The 576-nt window shown below is 41.8% G+C and carries 2 protein-coding genes; one reads left to right on the top strand and one right to left on the bottom strand.

Annotated features, from left to right (window positions below; translation table 11 throughout):
- Positions 1–273 (top strand): lysis protein (locus LGZ98_RS24040; protein WP_262978761.1); only part of this gene is annotated, 273 nt, incomplete at its 5' end.
- A 47-nt stretch (positions 274–320) separates the two neighbouring features.
- On the opposite strand, the gene LGZ98_RS24035 is transcribed toward LGZ98_RS24040, so the two are convergent.
- The gene (locus LGZ98_RS24035) at positions 321–527 is read right to left on the bottom strand and encodes a KTSC domain-containing protein (RefSeq protein WP_113040758.1); all 207 of its coding nucleotides are present in this window, start codon (positions 525–527) and stop codon (positions 321–323) included.
- Positions 528–576 lie beyond the last annotated feature (49 nt).

Genomic DNA, 576 nt, shown 5'->3' with positions numbered 1-576 from the left:
CTGGATAATCAGCATACAAAGGAACTTGCCAATGCCAAATCTAAAATTGATGTTCTGCGCAATGATGTTGCCGCTGGTCATCGCCGGTTGCGCATCGCGGCCACCTGTAATCAAGGCGAAGCCGGTTCCTCCTCCGGCGTGGTTAATGCAACCTCCCCACGATTTAACCCAACAATTGAACAAGATTATTTCGATCTCCGAAAAATGATTGTTGAAAACGAGCAGCAAATAAAATATTTGCAGGACTACATCAAAACTCAGTGTCAGCAATAGAAAGACGGAAAAGCGAGACATAGCCCCGCTGAATTAATCAACCTATCTTACTTACGATAGGAATAGACATCCTTAATGTGCTTATGGAAATACCGCCCCTTAGAAGGTGCATTCATCAATCCTTGGTGTATCTGTGGAGGAACACCATAGTATTGATATATCCCACCATCACGGAAAGCTATTTCCAATGTTTTTGTAGCTTGGTTATAACCAACAGAATGAAGGTTTGAAGATGAAACAGGAACTCGATTCACTTTCTAAATCTCCTCTATATGGGAAAAGTCCCGAGGAAATATTAGAATA

The sequence above is a fragment of the Photorhabdus kayaii genome (genome assembly GCF_025384895.1).
GTDB classification, from domain to species: Bacteria; Pseudomonadota; Gammaproteobacteria; order Enterobacterales; family Enterobacteriaceae; genus Photorhabdus; species Photorhabdus kayaii.
The sequence above is the reverse complement of the archived record's forward strand: the minus strand, read 5'-3'. Positions and strand labels throughout refer to the sequence as shown.